This window comes from Cloacibacillus porcorum, from assembly GCF_001701045.1.
Lineage (GTDB): Bacteria > Synergistota > Synergistia > Synergistales > Synergistaceae > Cloacibacillus > Cloacibacillus porcorum.
Window position 1 is genome coordinate 3170516 of record NZ_CP016757.1, and the last position, 15474, is coordinate 3185989.

The window sequence follows — 15474 nt, forward strand, 5'->3', positions numbered from 1 at the left end:
ATAGAGGGGATAGCCATTTTTACGCAATCTCCTCTATACTGCTCTCTGTTCAATACCCTATTTTCCATTCTCAACTATCGATGTACTCCATATTTATTCTTACGACGATTTTCTTTATCGGTTGGGAAATATCTCTTGTTACATATGGTTGGTGTCCATCCTCAGGAAAGAAAATAGATACGCTCTCATTTGCTTTATTTTGCATGATACAATCGGCCTGTCCCGTATAATTCTGAACATCAGTAGCTTCATTGTAGCTACCGGATTTTATCAATTTTGCTACGGGACAATAACCCACGCATTCTTCGCCAGAAATAGTCATTTGTAGGTCAGCACTGCGGAAATGGTTTTCAAAAAGCGCCTCCTCAGAGAATATCGTACGGACCTCCTGTATCAGGGCAAATACCTTTGCCCCATCTATTGGATAACGCCCTGGCGGCAACGAAGCAAGGTCGCTGTTCTTGATAAAATCAACCGCTAACTTGATTCCCCGACCCAAGCAAAAATATCTATTTATTTCTGTCACTGTGGTTCTGATCATCCGAGTCTACTTCCTCTCTATGTACATCAATCCTTGGGAATTACCAAACATCCATTGTAAAAAGCGGCGTTGTCTTCGCCATGTATATAGATTGTTTTCCCTCGCAAAATAGTTCTGACCGGCAAACCGATACCGGATAACCCGATGAATGCAGATATCTTATTTTTATAGAGTAGAGAGTCTTTTGTAATTATCCACGGCATAAGAGGGTCAAATATAACTAGATCTGCGTCAAAACCAATCTTGACCGCACCCTTTTGCCCATATAGGCCAAAAATCTTTGCAGGATTCGCGGAAAGAGCTTTGGAGAGCAGTGTAGGAGAATATTTTCTTTGGTTTATGGCATATTCAAAAAACAACTGCATCGTATTTTGAAGCCCGCTTATCCCTCCCCACGCGCAAAATACCCCATGCAGAGAGACATCTTTTTCATCCTCTCTGCATGGAGAATGATCTGAACATATAACAGACAGGACACCATTGGCGACATAATTCCATAACCTTTCCCGGCAATCGACTTCCCTTAACGGAGGTGCACATTTAAAAAAAGCTCCCTTTGCCAATAAATCCGTAGAACTAAAGACAAGATAGTGCATACAGGTTTCTGCCGTTATCGGCAAACCCTCTCTTTGTGCAAAATCAATCAGCGCCGCCACTGCCGGATGACTCACATGACATATATGCGCGCGGGCTCCTGTCTCTCTCACTAATGCAATAACATTTGTTACAGCGGTAAGTTCCGCGGATAGCGGCCTTGTAGTTAAATAATCTTGCCAACTACAGTTTTCTTTATTAAGGAACTTATTCTCTTCTTTTTTGATTGTATAATAATCTTCTGCATGAAAACCTACCAGGCCATTAAATTGTAAAGTTTCTTTAAAAACTCTTGCGACAGTATCTTCTCCAAGAGTCTGGTAGTCTTCCGACACTGGAGCAAGAAATATCTTATATGCCACACATCCAGCTTTGTGCAATTCTTTTATATCATTAATATTATAATTAAGCGCGGCACCCCAAAAAGCATAGTCAACAGCAGAGCGGCCAGAAAGCACCCTGGCCTTTTTTGAAAAAGCATCTAAGTTAAAGAGTGGAGGTTCATTTTGGAGGGGCATGTCAATGACTGTCGTAACACCACCCGCCGCTGCCGCTGAGGTTCCCGTGCAAAAATCTTCGCGCCATGTAAACCCAGGATCATTAAGATGGACATGACAATCTACAAGGCCGGGAAAAATATATTTTCCACGCGCATCAACAATCTCGGTAGCAAGGCAGGAGGACAATTCGCCAATGGCAACAATCTTACCTTCCTTTACGCCTATATCTGCACGGACAATCCTTTCCTCAAGGACAATTTTTCCACCTGAAACAATTAAATCATACACTGGCGCACCTCCAGTTTACAGATATAACATATCAATATCGGAGATTTAGATGGCGTACAAATTACGCCATCTAAATCCACCTCTATTTCATTAATCTCAAAACTATCGTGCGGACAAGACCTCCAGCGCCGCACCGGTATCGCACTTGTATCCGTGCGCGTTGAAGGCGTCGCATAGCGCTACGGTCAGCAGCGCCATTTTCGCGGGGTTGGAGTTGACACCCATTAGGCCGACGCGGTGGATCTTACCCTTCAGCTCGCCGAGGCCGCCGCCGATTTCGATGCTGTATTTGTCCATAAGGTATTTGCGCACCGAAGCCTCGTTCACACCCTCGGGGGTGTAGTAGGTGGTCAGGCTCGGCAGACGGTATTTTTCTTCCACGACCGGCTTCAGCCCCATAGCCTCAAGCACCTTCCAGAAGATACGCGCATTGGACCAGTGGCGCTCCCAACGTTTTTCATTTCCCTCTTCGAGGATGATGCGCAGCGCCTCGTTGAGCGCGTAGGTCATGTTTATCGGCGCCGTATGGTGGTAGAAGCGGTCTTCTCCCCAGTAGCGCATTATCATGTTAAGGTCGAGATACCAGTTTTTGACGGGTATTTCGCGTTTGCTGATCCATTCGCCCATACGCGGGGAGACGGTGAGAGGCGCCAGACCGGGAGGGCAGTTGAGGCATTTCTGGGTCCCGCTGTATGTCATATCGAATTTGAGCCTCTCTACAGGGACTTCCACACCGCCGAGGGAGGTGACGCAGTCCACGAGCAGGAACATCCCCGCCTCGTGCACCATCTTTGAGATCTCCTCAAGCGGCTGAAGGACGCCGGTGGAGGTCTCCGCGTGAACAATGCCGACTACTTTCGCGTCGGGGTTGTCTTTTATGGCCTTTTGCAGGTCGGCAGGGTCGATGGGCCTGCCCATCGGCGATCCGACGACGACTACGTTGGCTCCGTAGCGGGAGGCGACGTCCGTCATCCTCTGTCCGAATACGCCGTGGACGCAGATGATGACTTTCATCTCCGGAAGTACGGTGTTGGCCCAGGCGGCCTCCATACCGGCGCTTCCCGTTCCCGGCATCGCCATGGTGAGTTCGTTCTCCGTCTGGAAGACGTATTTAAGAAGCTCTCTGGTCTCGTTCATGATTCCCAGAAAATCGGGATCAAGGTGCCCGATCATCGGCTCACTCATCGCCCGCAGCACACGCTGGTCGGCGTTGGATGGGCCGGGGCCCATTAGTAATTTTTCTGTTGTTTTACGAAGCGGTAAGGTCATTCCTGCTTTAAGTTCCATTTCTGTTTCGGCTCCCTTCATTCACAATGATAATATTAATTTGTCCTACGAGCGTGTAACACGCTACCATGTATTAAATTAATAACGCCTCTGTCAAAGACACATTTTCCTCTTACGAATGTCATCACCACTTTCCCCGTAACTGCCATCCCATGATATGGTGTATGCTTGTTTTTATAAAAAAGATTTTCCTGAAACACCAACCATTTTTCCGTGGGGTCAAATACCATGAAGTCTGCGTCACACCCCACAGAAATCGCTCCCTTTTCCGGCCATAGACCAAATATTTCTGCCGCTTTGGTGGAGGTTAACCTGGCAAGGTCCTCAACACCGAGTCCTCTTTTGATAACTCCATGATAAAAAAGAAGTGGAAAGAACGTTTGAACCCCATTTATTCCTCCCCATATATCCCAGAAATTGCCACGTAGCGATTTTTTCTGAGACCGCGTTGAGGGAGAATGATCAGAGCCTAGCATATCAATCTTACCTGATAAAAGCATATCCCACATTCCGTCCACATCTTTTTGTTTTCTTACCGGCGGAGTACACTTTAATATTCCCTGCATCCTTTCAAGGTCATCTTCAGTAAAAATCAGGTAGTGAGGGCATGTTTCCACAGTTGCCTTAACACCGCGGCTTCTGGCGGCAACAACCTTTTCTACCACACTTGGAATAGATGCATGGCATATATGCACCCTGGCCCCGCTGATTTCTGCCACCTCCAAGACCATTTCCACCGCTTTTTCTTCTGAGATTGGAGGATGTGCCTTTAAAAAATCTTTCACACCATTTCTGCCCGATGATTTGGCCTCGCTCTCCAGCACGCTGACGATTTTCTCATCTTCACAATGGACGCCTATCAGAAAATCATGGGCAGCAGCTTCCATCATTCCTTTGAGAAGCACATCCCTGGTAACATAAGGAAAATCTTCCCCCGCATAACAGGTAAATGCCTTAAATGCACAGGCGCCAGAACCTGCCATATCCACCAGGTATTCCGTGTTGTCATTAACCAGTCCACCCCATAAAGCACAATCAACAACTGCTTTCTCAATAACAGACATCTTTTTCTGTTCAAGCGCGGAAAGAGAAATAATCGTAGGGTTTCCGGAGAGGGGCATATCTATCACCGTCGTCACACCACCAGCGGCAGCGGCCATTGTACCGGTACGAAGGTCTTCCCGCTCTGGCAGCCCGGGGTCATTAAAGTGGACGTGCGGGTCAATAACACCCGGGAATAAATATTTGCGTCCGATATCAACAACAGACACCGCCGGCAAGTCTCTCCCACATGGAATTATGTCTGCGATTTTTTCATCCTTTACACAGACATCAGATGTAACCACACCATGCGGTGTAACGGCCATACAGTTCTTCAATACAAGATCGAACATATCCCTCTCCTTAAACACGCTAAGAACCTATTTCACACCTACCATCGCCGCTATCAAAGCCATCCGTATCGGCACACTGAAAGCCATTTGTTGAAAATAAAGTTGAAATTCACTATTATCGATATCATGGTCAAACTCAACGTCATTTCGCGGCAGAGAGTGCATTATGCCTACCTTCCTACCCGTTTTCTTCTTTATGGTTTCCAGCCCTTCAAGTGTGATATAGAATGGCTTTATCAAATCCAGGAAAGCCGCTCGGTCCTCAGGATTATCCTTAGGTACACTGCATCCAGGCAGATAGCAGGCATCACAATCCGACATCAACTCCATGATCTCCGCATTGCTTAAGTCATTATATATCTCGTATTTTGCTCCGGCTTCGTTTAGTTTATCATGCACCAGAGGAAGCATCTTATTTTTACTAGAGCCTACATAAATGATTTCCGCTCCCATCTGAGCAAGTCCCATCGCAAAAGAATGGCCACTCCTTGCCCTAGAGAGATCCGGCGTGGCAATCATAATCTTCATTCCCATGAAATCCCCAAAGGCACGATAGCATGTATAGAGGTCAAGTATACCCTGTGTAGGATGCGTGACATCTCCCCAGCCACAACTTATCACAGGCACGGTGGCACCGTTCAGAGAGCTAAATACCTTCTCGTCATCATAATGGCGTAATCCGATAATATCTGTATAAGTAGATACTGTTCGCAGATAATCGAACAGGGACTCGCCTTTTGCCGTTGACGAGCTATGTAGCGGATTAGATTCAGAAAGTACACTGCCGCCAAGCCTTACCATAGCGTCTTCTGTACTGAACCGTGTCCTGGTACTGGGCTGAAAAAATATTGTCCCCAGGATCCTGTTATTCATCAAATTCAGGCGATGCTTCCAGAAAGGCTCTATCATTTGTGCAGCTTCAAAAAGGCTTATTAGCTGTTCGCGTTTCCAGTCCGTGAGGAAGATAAAATTCTGTCCCCTCATTCCAGTTTCATCTAATTTATCCGCGATATTAACCGGTGCAAAACTTCTTGGAAGTGTCATCTCTATTCTCCTCAAAAAAATTACTCTTTAAAGTTCCACATCTCTATTGAAGTCTTTTGAATATACATAGCTAAACCTCTCGCGGCCCGTTGCATATGTCGCTTGTTCCGTGTATGCACCCATAAACAAGAAATCGTCTTTTTTAACATGTATACGGTCAGGTCCCAGTGTATAAATTCCCTCTCCCGAGGTAATGTAGGCTCCATGCTCCTGTACGTGAGTCTCTATAAAGGGATGGCAGGCTCCGGGATCAAAGGACAATATATGAAAATTAAAATCGAAAGCGATATCATTGACAGGGAGGAAATCCTTTAAAAATACATTATCCATCTCCGCATAGTTCATCTCTTCTACATCATTGATATTACCAATGACCGGCGCAGGCAGTGACACTCCCTTAACGGGAATATAGCGCTGTTTATACAGAAGGACACGAAACCTTCCCGTAGACTCATTAAAGAGCTCCAATCCCTTGTCGGCCGGGCAGAACGCAAAACCTCCCTGCGGCAGTTTTTCGATTTTCTCGTCAATTTTTACGGTAAGCTCACCCTCACCATCCATAAAATAGACAAAAGTCTCAATTCCGTCTCCACCCCACGGTATAGTCGTCTTTGCACCGGGTATAACCGTGGATATGATCATCACAAAACTAGCACCAAGTTTGGGGGATGCGAGAATTGTAGATTCAAATCCCTCAAATCCTGGAATAGTGTTTATAACCCTACCCTCCGGCGGAATGACAGAATATACACCATGTTTGATAACCGCTCTTGTTGACAATGGCTCCGTTGGATAACCGACTTTTCCCATTACAATCTCTCCTTTATATTTATTTATCTTGATAATAGATTAACGATTCCCGCCAAGATATGCCTCTTCAACATCTTTATTGTGTAAAAGATCCGAGGAATTTCCCTCCATAATCATCTGCCCCGTTTGGATAACATACGCTCGGTGCGATAAAAGCAAAGCTTTTCTCGCATTTTGTTCAACAATCAATATTGTCATACCAAGCTGTCTGTTAATCTCGGTCAACTCTTTAAATATCTCGCTGATAATAATGGGAGCTAATCCCAAAGATGGCTCATCCAGTAATAGAACTCGAGGTTTCGCCATCAACGCCCTGCCAATTGCCAGCATCTGCTGCTCTCCCCCCGATAAAGTACCGGCATATTGCGTCTTCCGTTCGTTCAGCCTTGGAAAAAGCTTAAAAACCTTTTCCATTTCTGAGTAAATTTCTTCTCTATTTTTTATGGGGAAGGCCCCCATATTGAGATTTTCTATCACAGTCAACGGAGCAAAGACTTTTCTGCCCTCGGGGGATAAAGATATACCGGCAGAAACGATATTAAAGCTCTCTTTAGGGAGTAGTTTTCCATCCAGAAAGACCTCTCCTCCTGCCCTAGGGACAGCTCCCATTATGGCGTTCATAAGAGTTGATTTACCTGCTCCGTTGGCACCGATTACAGCGACTATCTCACCACTGTAGACGTCCAGATTCACGCCTTTTAACGCTTGGATAGCTCCATAATTAACTGTTAAATTGTTCACGGAAAGCAGCGAAGCCCTGTTATTCATTGCTAATCGTCCTCTCCTAAATAAGCGACAAGAACATCCTTGTTATTTTGTATCTCGTTGGGAGTACCTTCCGCTATTTTTGCACCAAAATTGACACAAATAATATGCGGGCAAATTTTCATAACAAGCTCCATATGATGCTCTATTAACAGTATCGTCAAATTAAAATCCGAATGTATTTTGAGTATCAATTGGTTAAGTTGTTCGATTTCTTCCGCATTCATGCCGGCTGCGGGTTCATCTAAAAGAAGTAGTTCTGGCTCAAGGGCGATAGCACGTGCCATTTCAAGGCGTCTTTGGAGACCATACGGCAGTGTTCCCGCCTCCTGCATATAACGATCTGCCAGCCCAACCCTGTCCAATAATTCCATACTCCTTTCCTTGGTAGCCTTTTCCTTATTCTTCCAGCGTCCTAAGTGGCTTACCGCTTCAAAGAAAGAATATTTTTGCTGCTGCTGCATTGCAGTCATCACATTCTCCAAAACTGACGCATCGTTGAAAAGCCTGAGATTCTGAAATGTCCGCGATATTCCCATTCCAACAATTTGATCCGGCCTAAATCTAAGTAAAGACTTACTATTGAAGAAAATATCGCCGGAAGATACTTTATATACACCTGAGATAAGATTAAATATAGTAGTCTTGCCGGCCCCGTTTGGACCGATAATAGCCGTGAGTTCACCCTTAGCTATTGTCATACTTATGTCTTTTACAGCATGGACTCCACCAAATGATTTGTTGACCTTTTCCAACCTTAGTATCTCTTTATCCATACAAATCACCTTTTCACCACAGCAAGTTTTCTTTTACCGGTAATAAATTCCTTAATGTATTCTGGGGAGAGTTCGTGCTTGCCCATGATTCCTGAAGGCCTCAGAACCATTATCAGGACCAACACTATCCCATATACAAGCATGCGATATTTTGACATTGGCCGGAAAAGTTCCGTAACTAAGGTGAGAATAGTGGCCCCCACCAGGCTTCCGCTCATTGATCCCAATCCGCCAAAAACTACCAATGCTACCAGTTCCGTGGATTTTGCTGAGTCAAACATTATAGGCTGAACAAAAGACATGTAGCCTGCCATCAAAGCACCTGCTATCCCACAGTAAAACGCCGATATTGCCAGACTCAAAACTCTATAATGAGCTGTGTGAAATCCGAGTAAAGACGAAGCCTGACTGTCGTCTCTGCAGGCCTTGAAAGCCCTTCCATAATTCCCGCTGATCAGAAAAAACATCGCAACGGCCATAAGAACCAGAAACGATAGAGCCACGGGTACAGTTGTAAACGCGTCAATTCCAGGATACCCCCGGGCTCCGTTCGTTACGGAACCTCCATTTTCAATCAGAAGCCGGATAGTCTCTCCTAGCCCCAACGAAGCGATAGAATAATAATCTCCATCCAGCTTTAATGTTGGTATACCTATCAGCCATCCAACAGCCATTGATAAAATACCGCCGCAAATAACACTGGGAAACCAATGGATAGAGTATTCAACTGTCATAACCGCCGCAGTATAGGCTCCTATCGCCATATACCCAGCATGCCCTAAAGAGAAAATACCTGTAAACCCTGTTAGCAGCGAGACTCCCATACCGGCAATACAGTTAATGCACAAAAGAGCAATAATTCCCTCTAGATAACCAGACATGCCGTTTACCTACACTTTCTCGCCTATCTGTTTGTTGAAAAAACCTGTAGGTTTAAAGAGAAGGGTTAAAATAAGCATAGAGAATACCAGGATGTCACGGAACTGGCTTGAAATATATGCAGTGGTGAGCATCTCGGCAAGACCTAATACCAAACTTCCCATTACAGCACCTGGTAAAGAACCCAGTCCCCCAATGACAGCCGCTATAAAAGCCTTTATCGTGATCCCTCCCATCTGCGGGTAGAGAGTATATCTCGCGGATAAGAAGATACCGCCAACGGCAGCCAATACGCCAGCAACAAAAAATACTATCGCAATCAATCTATTTACATTTACCCCCATCAGACCGGCCGTTCTAAGATTATATGCTGCCGCCCTTATAGCCAGCCCCCATTTTGTTTTTATGAGGAAAAGCTGTAATATTACTAGGAAAATAGCAGAGATTAACAGCGAGAACAGGTCAAAGTAACTTGCAGTTATGATCCCGCCTAAGTCAAGGCTTCCGCTGGGGAAGATCGCAGGTAAAGCCCTAAATCTTCCACCGACAGTTACGACAAAAATATTTTCAATAACAATGTTTATACCCATTGAAGCAATCATCAGATATATTGTCCTGGAGGACCGCTCCCTTATTGGTCTATACGCAAGCCTGTCGGTGAATACAGCCACGACGCCTGCACCAGCCATTGCAGAAACGGCGGCAGTGGTAATATCCATTCCGGCAGATAGCATCGCATAATAGCAAATGTAACCGCCAACCACTAAGAAACCTCCATGTGCAAAGTTTGAAAAGAGAAGGATCGAATATACCAGGGAATAACCTACTGCGATAAGCGCGTATACGGAACCTAAAGATAGACCGTTTAATATCTGGCGAAGCAGTATTTCTATCATTTTAAACCCTCCATAAAGCAGTGCGGCAATATTGTTAGATACCTATTGAAGAATCCCCCACAAAAGTGATGCGTCCACCCATAACTGTCAAATCAACTGGAATAGAGGCTATTTCGTTTGGCTTTACCAGGAACGGATCCTCTTTTAAAATAACCATGTCCCCGTACTTCCCATTTTCCAACGTGCCCTTGGATTTTGATTCGCCGCAAACTGTTGCCGAGCCAAGTGTGTACATACGAAGTGCTCGATCAACTGACAGGATTTCATTGGGTAACCACCCATTTGCTGGCAATCCATCAATGTTTGTTCTCGTAACGGCAACCTGTATTCCCCAAAGCGGAGCAAACGGTTCCACCGGGGAATCGCTGCTTCCCCCCAACTCAACTCCGGCATTTAAAAGCGACTTCCATGCATAGCTTACCGCTTCCCTTTTTTCCCCCACCCTGTCTTTCACCCAGCGCCATTCGCTTGCTACGAAAGGCGCCTGCACATCGGCGTTGACCCCCAACCTTGCCATACGTTTATAAATTTCTTGATTTCCTATCTGGCAATGTACTATGCGATGGTTCCATGGATTGACATGTTTTTTCTGCAAAGATTCAATGATATCGAGAACCTTGGCACTCGCTGCATCTCCGATAGAGTGAATGGCCATTTGTATGTCGCTCATATGAGCGAGGGTCATCATTTCTAAAAGTTCCTCGTCACTATGTACAAAAAGCCCTTTAGTATCCGGCGCATCGCTATAGCTCTCTATAAGAGCCGCCGTTCTCGACCCCAGAGATCCGTCAACTATAATTTTCAACGGCCCCGTGTAAAATAGTTCTCCGCCGTCGCCAGTCTTGCGTCCCTGAGCTACAAATGGGCTCAGCATGTCCATATTCCTCAATAGATACTGCTGGCCAATCCGCAGCGAAAGTTCTCCCGTCGCCGCCAATTTCGAATAGGCGTCATCAAGAAAATCCACATCATTGAGAACCATGATCAAATCATCAGACTGGGCGGACGTCATTCCTGCCGCAGCGCATATCTGCGTTATTCTTTTTAAAAGGAATTGCGCCCTTTGGGATGTGATTTTGGGAAGCAGTTTTTTTACCCAACCGTCAAGAGCCTCTCTGCGAACTATTCCTGTAGGGTTGCCATCAGCGTCTTTATCAACTATGCCACCCTTTATACTAAAATTTCTATCGATTTTCGCAATCTCAAGAGCTTTTGTATTAAGGACACCGACAATACCGCAACAACGCTGATAGAGAATCGGCCGGTCTGAACTTATTTTATCTAGATCATACCGACTGGGATAGGCTTTTCCGGGAAATTTCTCTTGATCCCAGCCTCTGCCTAGAATCCATTCAGATTGCCTCTGAAGAGTTTGGGCTTCTTTACGGCCAATTTCAATCATTTCCTCTATTGAATTGACATTACCAAGCCAAGTTTCATCCATAACCTTAGAAGTTTCCATGAGATGGATATGGCTGTCGTAAAACCCTGGGAGCACAGTACGCCCTTTAAGGTCTATTTTTTGTACATTGTTATCACAATTTGCCAAAACTTGATTTGTCTGGCCGATCGAAACTATTTTTCCTCCATCTATGAGTATTGCCTCTGCCTGTCTAAAATCTACAAATGGTCTGATTTTTGCATTAAAAAACGCGACTTTATTTTTACTAACAGCCATAATATCCACCTCACAAAACTATTTCTCTATTAGACCAATTAAACTCATCTGTGCGATAGTCTTTCTTATTTAACAGTCCACGTCTCCACGTAATACATTTTTCCTGAGCGGAACTGCTGGATTACTAGTGGCTTCGCTAAAGGATCGTGTGTGGCGGGGTCCATCGTAAGATTGAAGTGAGCAAGCTGGAGGTTTTTTGTACTTTCAAGAGCGTTCTTTATGCTCTCTCCATCGTATTTTCCAGCCCTTTTAAGAGCATCTGAAATTGCATACATTATGTCATACGCCATGACTACGCTAGTGTATTCAGCCTCTTTGGCGCCAAATTTTTTCTCATATTTGGCCAAAACAGCCTGGACATTCTTATCTTCCAAATCCATATTGCTAGACCAATAGCTATCATTCATCGTATCGCCGGCTATTTCGTACATTGTCATGCTAAAACCATCGCCACCTAATAGCGCCGGTTTCCAGCCAAGTTCTGCCGCCTGCTTTACCATCAACCCCATTTCCTTATACATCGAAGGCATCACGAGGGCTCCGGCACCTGTAGCCTTGGCCTTTGTCAACTGTGCCCGGAAGTCGACATCCCCTGATCTGTAGCCGTACGAAAATACCTTTCCGCCAAGTTGGGTGTAGCGTTCGACGAAAAATTGTTTTACGCCCTCTGAAGATTCACTGCCGACATCGTGCAACAATGCTGCCGTCTTAACCCCCAGTTTTTTGAAAAGATAGTCAGCCATAACAGTACCGTGCCACGGATCCGTTGCACATAGCCTAAATACATAAGGGCGGACTTTTTTCTTTTTAACGTCAAAAGTTGCTGCTGGATTGGAGGCAAAGGGAGAGACAAGCGGCACGCGGGCCTTTTCAAGTATTGGAGCCAATGCCATCACCATTCCGCTGCTATTCGCTCCTCCGATGACCTGTATTCCCTCGTCGATCAAGCGGCGGGCGGATACGATGACATCTTCTTGTCTTCCTCTATCGTCATAAACAATAAGCTCCAGCTGTTTACCATTGACACCACCCGCAGCATTGATTTCATCTATTGCAACTTCGGCACCTCTTACTTGTTCTTGTCCAAAAGTTGAGCCCTCTCCAGTTAAGGAGGCTAAAAATCCAATCTTAATAGTATCTGCTGCCATTGCTGAAGATACGAAAATCAAAACGAGGCTTAATGTTACCAACATTCTTTTTATTGTTTTCACACAAATCTCCTCCATTTTTAGCTAATGTTATCGGATAACCAATAGGCTATCTTTCCTGGATAAACAACATCATTTTGCGCAACCAGCTCCGGGACACCAAATTACAACATAAGGGTATCAAGAAAATATATGCCGTTATTCCTCCTTTCCGCTGGACGAGAATGATTGTAGCCAAATCACAACAAACCGTTGAGCCATCACCAATATATGTCTTTCTCAATACTAATAAAGACAGGATCCTCTTAATCAAAAGCCTGAAACCAAGTTGCACTGTAATCACTTCGTGTTACTAAAATATATAATGGTATATCTATTTTGTCATCGGAAAGTAGAGACAAAAGTGGATAATAAATATATCCTAATTAGACAAAAAATAACTCTTTAAAATTTCATTTTTGTTATAATATCATTAGTTTTATAACGGTATAAAGAGGAGGATCACAATGATATGGACGACTGACAAGATGGTAAGTCTGTTGGAAAAGACCGAAATAAGCGATGTTTTACATGAAGCATTTGAAATTTCCGGCAATAGTTTTTCATACAAAGACAACATCACATTAAAGACTGTCGCCTATTCGGAATCTCAGGAATTTTTAAGTACCGTCAGGTCCTGCCCTTTACACGAAACAGCAAAAAGATACAAGGTCCGACAAATAACGGAGAATAGTGTAGTACGCGGATATCTCATTGTTGATAAGACAACTGGTTTATCAGAAGACGGCAGAAATTTGACAGAGACGGTACTGCTGGCAATTAAGCTATTGCTAAGACAAACAATAACAAAAAAAACACACGAGGCACGAATCACAAGTAATCTTTTTTCGGAACTAATATCTGGTAAAATCACAAACCAAGAATCTTTATCAAGCCGTCTGAGATTACTTTCAATAAAATTCCCATGGAACATGGTAGTATTATCCGCCGACATCCAATATGCCACGAAAAACGAGGAAATCTATATAGAGGAACTTCTGACAAATAAAGTCAATAATTTCTACCCAGATTCATATATCTATCATGATGGGAATCTTTTTTCCTGCATACTTGCGCTGAAAAGAATACCTTCGCCTAAAACATTAGAAAAAGATATCCTGATGATCGCCGATCAAGTAAACGCAGAAATTTCAAGAAAAGAAACACTTCGGAACAATGCAACATATTGGGGATGCGGTAAAGTATATTCTTCATTGCTTTTACTAAAGAAAAGTTATTATGAAGCATCACAATCCGTTCTTTATGCGAAAATCTATTCTAATAAAAAAAGTAATATCATATTTTGGACCGACACCGGCGCTTTCAGGTTAATTGGAAGATGCGCCGCATCACAAGATGCTATTGATTTTCATAATGAAATTTTATCCCATTTTTTGGAACATGAATATCTCATAGAGACACTGGGCGGGTTAGATGCTAATAATTGGAACTTAGCAAACACAGCTGCCACTCTTACATGCCATTACAATACTATAAAATATCGTTATAAAAAAATCCGTGACATCCTAGCGGAGAACGGATACGATATTGAAAATCATGAAACTCGTTTTGACATTGCCATAGCACTAAGACTTTATAAAATTTACATAGAAAGAGGGTTTCCCAATGAGAAAAAATAAAGAAACTATACCCTCTGCGGAAAGTGCGCTTGCCATTTTGCAGCAGCTTATAAGGATACGTACAAACCATACAGAGGGGTACGAAATGGATGCGGTAAAATATATATCTTCCATCCTTCCGCATAAAACAGAGTTGTCTATTATCGATCACGGTAACAATAGAGGATCTATGATCGTTGAAGTAAAAGGGCGGATACCAGATAAAAAAATTGCTATATTTAGTTACTTAGACACCGTAAAAAACATTGGCATAAACCGTTGGGAACACCCTCCCTTCTCTGCTGATTACGTAAATGGCGTGGTCCATGGAAAGGGCGCGGCAAATATGAAAGGCGGGGTTACCTCGGCAATATTAGCAATGATGACGCTCAGTAAAACCTCTCCACCGCCACTGTCCGTGCTGGCATGTTTCACTGCTGACGGCACCGGTGACGGGTTGGGAGCCATTGAAATAACTGAAAAAGGCTATCTTAAAGGAGTCGTTGAAGCAATATTCACCAATGCAACGAAAGAAAAAATTGGCATATCGCAAAAAGGAGCCCTTTGGACAAAAGTGGAAGTGACTGGCACAACAAGTTATTCGGCTTCCCCGTCAAGCGGAACAAATGCAGTCGAAGCCCTCATTTTATTCTGTCAACATCTACGTAAGGCTGTAGTAGGCCAAAAAAATAGAAAACATCTTTTGCTTGGATTGCCAAGCTGTACTATCACTCAATTTAACAGCGGGGAAGGTGAAGTCAATCAGATCCCTCCATATGCAGTTGCCACGATTGATATTAGATTTATGCCGTATCAGGATCCGGAATCTATTATAAGCTTACATAACGAAATTGCAGGAGAGTTATCTAAAACCTATGGCGGCATTAATGTAAAAATAGAAGTTCTCAAAATACAAAACAGCGTCTATATACCGGAAAATTCTACCATGGTAAAAAGATTTTCGAATACTTTATTATCAATGAATAAAAAAAGCGTCCTCACGGGGTTGAATATTTTTGGAGATGCCGCACATGTTATCCCACGAACCGGCGTACCATTTTTAATATACGGCCCGGGTGAATATTCTTCCGCAATCAATGAGAAAGTTTCTCTTAAATCTGTAATTTCTGTCGCAAATGTGCTTGTAAAGTATATTCAATCATACGATACCAATTTTTAGCATTGTAGCAGCGTCGTATTTTTAACATGTGATGTA

14 protein-coding genes are annotated in these 15474 nt (G+C 43.8%); 2 read left to right on the forward strand and 12 right to left on the reverse strand.

Annotated elements, in window-relative coordinates; all coding sequences use genetic code 11:
- Positions 1-70: 70 nt before the first annotated feature.
- The 12 genes from BED41_RS14255 to BED41_RS14310 all read right to left on the reverse strand — a co-directional run bounded on the left by BED41_RS14255 (position 71) and on the right by BED41_RS14310 (position 12663).
- Positions 71-541, reverse strand: a complete 471-nt coding sequence (locus BED41_RS14255; protein WP_066747785.1) for a NanQ anomerase/TabA/YiaL family protein — start codon at positions 539-541, stop codon at positions 71-73.
- A gap of 26 nt (positions 542-567) precedes the next feature.
- On the reverse strand, positions 568-1923 hold the full coding sequence (allB, locus tag BED41_RS14260; RefSeq protein WP_066747788.1) for an allantoinase AllB: 1356 nt from the start codon (positions 1921-1923) through the stop codon (positions 568-570).
- A 102-nt stretch (positions 1924-2025) separates the two neighbouring features.
- Positions 2026-3210, reverse strand: a complete 1185-nt coding sequence (locus BED41_RS14265; RefSeq protein WP_229712324.1) for a pyridoxal-phosphate-dependent aminotransferase family protein — start codon at positions 3208-3210, stop codon at positions 2026-2028.
- 35 nt (positions 3211-3245) lie between these two features.
- Positions 3246-4604, reverse strand: a complete 1359-nt coding sequence (allB, locus tag BED41_RS14270; RefSeq protein WP_066747791.1) for an allantoinase AllB — start codon at positions 4602-4604, stop codon at positions 3246-3248.
- 27 nt (positions 4605-4631) lie between these two features.
- Entirely contained in the window at positions 4632-5537 is a 906-nt protein-coding gene (locus tag BED41_RS14275; RefSeq protein WP_407712723.1) for an aspartate/ornithine carbamoyltransferase family protein, read from the reverse strand.
- 138 nt (positions 5538-5675) lie between these two features.
- Positions 5676-6458 (reverse strand): (S)-ureidoglycine aminohydrolase, encoded by a 783-nt coding sequence (gene allE / locus BED41_RS14280; protein WP_066747798.1) that lies wholly within the window; start codon positions 6456-6458, stop codon positions 5676-5678.
- A gap of 39 nt (positions 6459-6497) precedes the next feature.
- Positions 6498-7226: an ABC transporter ATP-binding protein gene (locus BED41_RS14285; protein WP_066747801.1), complete on the reverse strand. Its 729-nt coding sequence runs from the start codon at positions 7224-7226 to the stop codon at positions 6498-6500.
- 2 nt (positions 7227-7228) lie between these two features.
- Positions 7229-7999 (reverse strand): ABC transporter ATP-binding protein, encoded by a 771-nt coding sequence (locus BED41_RS14290; RefSeq protein ID WP_066747803.1) that lies wholly within the window; start codon positions 7997-7999, stop codon positions 7229-7231.
- A gap of 5 nt (positions 8000-8004) precedes the next feature.
- The gene (locus tag BED41_RS14295; RefSeq protein WP_066747805.1) at positions 8005-8880 is read right to left on the reverse strand and encodes a branched-chain amino acid ABC transporter permease; all 876 of its coding nucleotides are present in this window, start codon (positions 8878-8880) and stop codon (positions 8005-8007) included.
- Positions 8881-8889: 9 nt separating this feature from the next.
- The gene (locus BED41_RS14300; RefSeq protein ID WP_066747806.1) at positions 8890-9774 is read right to left on the reverse strand and encodes a branched-chain amino acid ABC transporter permease; all 885 of its coding nucleotides are present in this window, start codon (positions 9772-9774) and stop codon (positions 8890-8892) included.
- Between the two features lie 34 nt (positions 9775-9808).
- On the reverse strand, positions 9809-11452 hold the full coding sequence (locus BED41_RS14305; protein ID WP_066747807.1) for an amidohydrolase: 1644 nt from the start codon (positions 11450-11452) through the stop codon (positions 9809-9811).
- 65 nt (positions 11453-11517) lie between these two features.
- A complete protein-coding gene (locus tag BED41_RS14310) occupies positions 11518-12663 on the reverse strand; it encodes an ABC transporter substrate-binding protein (protein WP_229712325.1) in 1146 nt (381 codons plus the stop codon).
- 443 nt (positions 12664-13106) lie between these two features.
- Here BED41_RS14310 and BED41_RS14315 point away from each other — a divergent pair, with 443 nt between their 5' ends.
- Positions 13107-14279: a PucR family transcriptional regulator gene (locus tag BED41_RS14315; protein ID WP_066747816.1), complete on the forward strand. Its 1173-nt coding sequence runs from the start codon at positions 13107-13109 to the stop codon at positions 14277-14279.
- A complete protein-coding gene (locus BED41_RS14320; protein ID WP_066747819.1) occupies positions 14266-15438 on the forward strand; it encodes a M20/M25/M40 family metallo-hydrolase in 1173 nt (390 codons plus the stop codon). Before BED41_RS14315 ends, BED41_RS14320 begins: the two co-directional genes overlap by 14 nt.
- The last annotated feature ends 36 nt before the right edge of the window (positions 15439-15474 follow it).